This window comes from Stenotrophomonas sp. 05L44_2, assembly GCF_056665995.1.
On sequence record NZ_JBFTNR010000160.1, the window covers coordinates 1 to 6,657 of the forward strand.

Genomic DNA, 6,657 nt, shown 5'->3' on the forward strand with positions numbered 1-6,657 from the left:
GGCCGCTGGCCGCTGGCCGGCTGCCACGTACAGCGGATGCCGGCCAGCGGCCGGCACTACCCGAAGGCTGTTATCAGGCCAACGCCGGGTTCAACGTGTAGGTGCCGTGCAGCGCCGCTTCGGCCAGTACGTGGCCGTGCATTGCACGGTACGCATCGGCGGCGGTGAAGCGTTCGGGCAACGACAGCGTGGTCACATCCAGCGCGAACACACGGAAGAAATAGCGGTGCACGCGCTCGTCGTTGAACGGCGGGTACGGGCCGTCGTAGCCGAGGTAATCACCGGCCATGTCCGGATTGCCGGCGAACCAGCCGGTGAAATCATTCAGGCCCTGGCGGCTGCCGGCCGGGCCGGCCGGCGCGGTCTTGCCCTTCACCACGAAACCATCGCTGCAGCTGCCAGCGGCGATCTCCTGCACCGAAGCCGGAATGTCGGCCATCACCCAGTGCACGAAATCGCAGCGCGGCTGATCGCGCGGCACGCTCATGTCATCGCGGCCGACCGTTTCCGGCACCGTTGGCACGTCCGGGTCCACGCACACCAGCAGGAACGAGCGGGTGCCATCGGGCACACCGCTCCAGGCCAGGTGCGGGTTGCGGTCGGGGGCGAAGCCGGCGGCATCGCCGGCGGCGAACTCACGGTCGATCGGCGCACCGTTGACCAGGCTGTGACTGCTCAGTTGCATCAGATGCTCCTCACTCTTCCGGGTAACCCAAGCGCACCGCGACCGGGGTGAGCTGGGCGAACGCGGCGCCCATCACGTCGCGATACCTGCGCCAGTGGCCGGCAGGCAGGCGCGGTGCACCCAGCTGTGCAGCCGGCGGCATCGGACGCCCGAACACGCGGCCCAGCAGGTCGGCCATCGCATGTGCATCGTTGCCGATGTCGTCGATGCGCAGCAGCACGTGCGGATACAGGTCTTCCTCGTGCAGCGCGGCGATCTGGGTCAGCGAACGCACCAGCCACTGGCTGGCTTCGGCCATCGAGGTCATCGCCAGCGGAGCGGCGGCACCATAGGCGATCCAGTCCAGCAGCATGTCGCGCGGGTCGCGCAGCACCAGCAGCAGGCGACCCTGCGGCAGCTGCGGGCGCAATGCCCACAACAGCGCGTTGTCCCACCACAGCAGCCAGTCGATCACGGTGTCACTTTCCAGGCCGCGGGCGGGCAGGTGCTCGCGCCAACGCTCGACCAGGCGTTCCGGGCTCAGCACGCCCGACGCCAGGTCCTGCAGCGTGTTGTAGTTCTGGAAGGCATCGTCCGGTGGCGTGGCGGTGTAACGATCACTGCGCAGCACCGGGCTGGCAGCGGCCAGGCCGGTTGCCACCCGCTCCACGCCCGAACCCGGGGCGCCCCACAGGAAGATCGGCGCCGAGCCGCTGTCGCGCGTCGCTTCGTCGATGCTGGCCATCTCCGGCCAGCTCGGCGGTGCCTTGGCCTGCGGCGGCAACGGCAGCCGCTGCGAAGCCTGGTCGGTCTGCAGCGCCATCCACGTACGCAGCGCTTCTTCCGGCTGCCCGGCGCGATCCTGGATCTCGCCCAGCCAGGTCCGCAGATCAGCGCGGTGTCCCTCCGGTGCCTGTGCGATCAGGGCCTGCACGCGCTCCACGGCGGCGGCCGGGTCACGCTGCAGCAGCCCCTCGACGCGACGGCTTTCACCGCTGACGCGGCCCGGTTCCAGGGTGGTGATGCGCTCGGCGATGGCTTCGCCCTGCTCATGCTCGCCGGCCATGTCATGCAGGCGCATGCGCGCTTCCAGCGCCGGCAGGTGGCCGGGCATCGCTGCCATCCAGCGCTCCACGACGGCTACGGCGCCGGCACTGCCGACGTCTTCCACGGCCAGTCGTGCCAGCCACAGGTCATGCAGCTGGTCATTGCTTTCCAGAGCGTCATCCAGGCGTGTGCGGGCTTCATCTTCGCGGCCCAGGCGCTGCCAGGACATCAGCAGCAGCTGCAGCACCTGGCGATCACCCTGCAGCGATTCCAGAAGCGGCAGCAGGTGCTCCAGCGCCTGCAGCGGCTGGCCACTGCGCAGTGCCAGTTCGCCGGCCAGGCGGCGCATCGGCGGCACGTCCAGCTCCGGCTCCTGCAGCGCCTGCTGCATTGCCTCGGCGGCGGCCTCCACGTTGCCCTGGCGCAAGGCCAGCTGCACCACCATGCCGTGCAGCGAGGACATCTTCGGGTTCAACGCCAGCACGCGACGGAACGCCTGCTCGGCAAACGCCAGCATGTCCTTGCCCAGATAGGCAAAGCCCAGTGCGTACAGCACGCGGGTATCGTCCGGCAGCGCCTGGCTGGCCGCCGACAACAGGGCCAGCGCACGGTCGGCGTCGCCGCGGCGCAGCGCGACCATGCCATCGATGGTCAGCAGTTCCGGATGGTCCGGCTCCAGCCGCGAGGCCAGGGTCGACAGCCGCTGGGCCTCGTCGAAATCATTGCGGCCCACCGCCAGGTGCGCCTGCATCAGGTAAGCCGGGAAGGCGTTGGGGTCCAGCCCGGTGGTGCGCAGCAGGGCTTCATCGGCACCGTCGAACTGGCGCAGTGCCAGCAGCAGGCCGGCGTGCTGCAGGTGCAGCTGCGCATCATCGGGGGCCAGCTGCAGCGCCTGCTGCAACGCCTCCATCGCGGCCTCGGCCTGGCCCTGCTGCTGCAGCGCAAGCGCCAGCCAGCGGTGGGCCTCGGCCTTGCCGGGTTCGTCACGGGTCCACGCCTGGGCCAGCTGCACGGCCTGGCCGGCATCGTTCTGGCGCAACGCTTGGAGGATCTGGTCTTGCATGGCCGTCCGGTTCAAGGTCAAACCCGCATTGTAGCGGGCCGCGCGCCGGTGCCGGTTCAGCCCGGCAGGACCCGCCGCAGGCGCTGTGCGACCCAGCGCTCGGAGAACCCATCGCCGCGCCAGTTTTCCAGGAAGCCACAGTGGCCGCCCCAGCAGGCGGTTTCCAGCCGCGCCTGCTGCGGCAGCTGCCAGTCGCGGAAGGTCGCGTAGGGGATCACCGGATCGTCCTGCGCCATCAGGATGTCAGCAGGTACCTGCAGCGTGGACAGGCGGTCGCCGGCGATGGAGTAGCCATCGAAATAGGCCTGCAACGAACCGAACGTGGTGTGCCGCTCGACCAGCCAGGCGGTCAGCGAACGGATGTCCATGTTCAGCACACGGTCGTCGCAGTCGCTCAGTTCGGGGAACAGATCGCGCTTGCGCCGCAGCGAGCCGGCCCACTTGCGGCGGAAGTACCAGTCGTACATCGCCGGGCCGTTCTCGATGTTCTCCATGGTCAGCCCGGGGTCGAGCACCGGGCAGACCGCGGCCACGTGCTGCAGCGGTACACCGGCGGCCGGTGCGCGCAGGGCCAGCCGCAGCACGAAGTTGCCACCCAGCGAGTAGCCGGCTGCAACCAGCGGCAGATCGGGCCAGCGCTGGGCGACATCGCCTGCGGCGTGCACCACTTCGTCGATGAGGTTGGAGTGGAAGATGCCGGGATTGAGATGATGGGTGTTGCCGTGGTCGCGGAAATTCAGCCGCACCACGTCGAACCCCTGCTCCAGCATGCGGGCAGCGGCCATGCGCATGTAGCTGGATTCGGCGCTGACTTCCCAGCCGTGCAGCAGCAGGGCGATGCCGCGCGGTTCGCGCCCTTCGACATGGCTGTGCCAACCCTGCAGGCGCACACCTTCGCCACCATCGAGGATCAGCTCCTCGCTGACCGCGCCGGTGGCGGCCAGCAGCAGCAGGCCGCGCTGCAGGCGCATGCGGCTGGAGCTGAGCATCGACTGCAGGTGCGGATTGCGCAGCCAGCGCGGCGGCTGATAGTCGGACGCGGTGAGCATCGGCGCATCAGCGTCGAGGGTCGGTGGCGGAGACACGGCCACCCTCGCCTCAATCCCCGCTCATGGCCGCCACGATGCGCGCGCGCGAAGTTTCCGCGATGCGCCGACGGCCTTCCAGGTCCTGGGTGCCGATCGGCTCCAGGAAATGCACTTCGGTATGCCGCGCCGGCTCACCGAGCAGGCGCAGGAAATTGGCGAAGAAACTCTCGCCCGGGCCGAAGGCCACGATGGTCTGTGCATCCCCGCGCACGCCGTAGATCAGCGCCACCGGCTGCACCGGCACGCTGGTTTCGACGGCGGCCTGGAAGATGCGCGCATGGAACGGGCCAACGTCATGGCCGCCGCGGGTACGCCCTTCCGGGAACACGCCTACCGCCTTGCCGGCGCGCAGGCGGTCGGCCATCACCTGCATCACCCCACCGAGCGATTCGGTGTTGCCACGCTGGTGGAAAATGGTCTGGCCGCGCGCGGCAAGCCAACCGACCACCGGCCAGCTGGCGATCTCGCGCTTGGCGACAAAGCCCATCATGCGCTGGCTGTGCAGGATGGAGATATCGACCCAGCTGACATGGTTGGCGACGAACAGCACTGCGCCCGGCAGCGGCTGGCCGACGCGCGACAGGCGGAAGCCGAAGATCCACATCAGGCCGCCCTGCCACCAGTTCACTACCTTGGCGCCGAAGGTAGCATCGCCCACGCGCAGCTCGCCCCATGGCGGAAGCATGCCGATCAGGATCAGCGGCAGGAACACGGTGATGTGGACCAACAGCAGCGGTACGCGGTACAGGTAACGGCACACACGCGCCACGCCGCCGCGGGGGGCCGGAGTGGGGGAAGTCATCCACGCACGATACCGGAGGGCTGCCATCGCTGCCAGCCGAATTCGGCCATAAGTCTCATTGACGGCGGCCATCGGTGGGGAACGCTGGGTTCCGCCGCCGTCACCGATGCCGCGACGGCTCAACCGTGCCCGGCCGCCACCACGGCCAGGGTCAGCCGCGAGATGCAGACCAGCCGGCCCTGCTCGTCCTCGATGCGGATTTCCCACAGCTGGGTGCTGCGGCCCACGTGCACCGCGCGCGCGGTGCCGGTGACCGTACCCGAACGCACGGCGCGTACGTGGTTGGCGTTGATCTCCAGGCCCACGCAGACCTGCTTGGCGGTATCCACGCAGAGGTTGCCGGCGCTGCTGCCGAGGGTTTCGGCCAGCACCACCGAGGCGCCACCGTGCAGGATGCCGTACGGCTGGCGGGTGCGCTCATCCACCGGCATGGTCGCCTGCAGCCAGTCCTCGCCAGCGGCGCTGAAGACGATGCCGAGAGTATCGATGGCGGTATTGCGGCTGAGTGCGTTGAGCTGCTCGATGGAAACGGCTTCGCGGAATACCTGGGTCATGCGGCTACCTTCAGAGGATGGGAACGAGGCCGGCGCCGAATGCGGTCAGCATGCGCACCAGCAGCCACTTCGGCCCGACATTGACCTCGGGGAAGTCGCCCACCGCGACATAGCAGCGGTGGAAATCGGCGCTCTGCCGCGGCAGTGGCTGCGGGCAGTCCGGGCCGGGCTTGAACTCGTAGTCGGTGGCATAGCGCCACGGCCAGAAGTCGAGGATCGGCAGCGCCTCGGAGGCCTTGCCGACGCTGTAGTTCAGGCCGGACAGGACCGGCGGCTTGGCACGCGGCGCCACCGTCCAGGAGTTCTGCGGGTGGGTATCGCGCAGGATGCTCTGGGCCAGCTGCTCGGCGAAGGTCGGATCGTCGATGATCACCGCGCCTTCGGTGTTGTAGTTCTCGCTGCGCGGATCGAAGTTGTGGGTGCCGACCACGCCGATGCGGCGGTCGACCACCAGCGACTTGGCATGCAGGCCCATGCGCGCGCCCTTGCGGGTGACCGGCAGCGGCTTGTTGACCGCCTTGCTGCCCAGGAACGAGGGGCGCGTTTCGGTACGCAGCAGGCGGGTCTCGACTTCGCTGCCGGCAGCACGCCGGCGCGCACGGGCATTCTCATACGCACTGCCGGTACGCGGATGGATCACCCGCGCCGGCCGGTCGTCCACATCCGCAGCGGCCACCGCATCACCACCACTACCGCCACCGGCATTGCTGCCCGCCGCGCTGCCACCGAGCAGCGGATTGCGGCCGGTATCGCTGCCCGGCGCTGCGATCGGGTCGGGCAGCAGGTTGCGGTAATCGACCGGGGCATCCAGCGGGAACGGCTTGAATTCGAAGATGTTGAAGCCCAGCTCGCGCATGTTGCGCCGCTTGTACTTGTAGGACAGCGCATACACGATCGGGTTGTCGGTGGCGGCCAGGCTGTTGCTGGATACCACCACGCGCGGCGGCTGCGGGCGCTTGCGCAGCTCGCGGAACAGTTTCTGTGCCGGCTTGGACAGCACCAGGTAGGGCGTCTGCAGGATCACTTCGTGCTGCGCACTGGAGATCAGTGCATCCAGCTGCGGCTCGGTGACATGCTGCCCGGCCAGTGGGGCGTCGGCGCGCTCACGCCGGTGCTTGCGCGGCAGATCGGCCACATAGCGCACCGAGGCGACCGGCAGGGCGGTATCCACGAACGAACGGGTGACGAAGGCGACGTCGTTGGCTTCCTCGCTGACCCGCTCCACCCGCTCGGGCCTGCGGAACTGCGCCGGCGGCAGCAGCGGCACGCCCTGCTTGAGCAGGGTACGGCCGACATCGTTCAGGCGCTCGGCCGGCACGCTGCGCTGCGCGCGCCAGAAGGCATCGAAGTTGGCCGCCATCGCGCGTGCTTCGGGGCCGGCGATCAGCACGTCACGGTCGCGGAAGTTGTATTCGCGGTCCCAGTCGTAATAGTCGTCC

The 6,657-nt window shown here is 68.9% G+C and carries 6 protein-coding genes; all 6 read right to left on the reverse strand.

What is annotated here, in order from left to right; genetic code table 11:
- Positions 1 to 73: 73 nt before the first annotated feature.
- Positions 74 to 685, reverse strand: coding sequence for a YbhB/YbcL family Raf kinase inhibitor-like protein (locus AC1VAN_RS07590; protein ID WP_033832701.1), 612 nt, complete (start codon positions 683 to 685; stop codon positions 74 to 76).
- 10 nt (positions 686 to 695) lie between these two features.
- Entirely contained in the window at positions 696 to 2,774 is a 2,079-nt protein-coding gene (locus tag AC1VAN_RS07595) for a tetratricopeptide repeat protein (RefSeq protein WP_154878994.1), read from the reverse strand.
- A 56-nt stretch (positions 2,775 to 2,830) separates the two neighbouring features.
- Positions 2,831 to 3,865, reverse strand: coding sequence for a YheT family hydrolase (locus AC1VAN_RS07600; RefSeq protein ID WP_480985559.1), 1,035 nt, complete (start codon positions 3,863 to 3,865; stop codon positions 2,831 to 2,833).
- A 7-nt stretch (positions 3,866 to 3,872) separates the two neighbouring features.
- On the reverse strand, positions 3,873 to 4,664 hold the full coding sequence (locus AC1VAN_RS07605; protein WP_025875984.1) for a lysophospholipid acyltransferase family protein: 792 nt from the start codon (positions 4,662 to 4,664) through the stop codon (positions 3,873 to 3,875).
- 119 nt (positions 4,665 to 4,783) lie between these two features.
- Positions 4,784 to 5,218, reverse strand: coding sequence for a hotdog fold thioesterase (locus AC1VAN_RS07610; protein WP_025875986.1), 435 nt, complete (start codon positions 5,216 to 5,218; stop codon positions 4,784 to 4,786).
- 10 nt (positions 5,219 to 5,228) lie between these two features.
- Positions 5,229 to 6,657: phospholipase D-like domain-containing protein (locus tag AC1VAN_RS07615; protein ID WP_480985560.1), on the reverse strand; the 1,429-nt coding region annotated here is incomplete at its 5' end.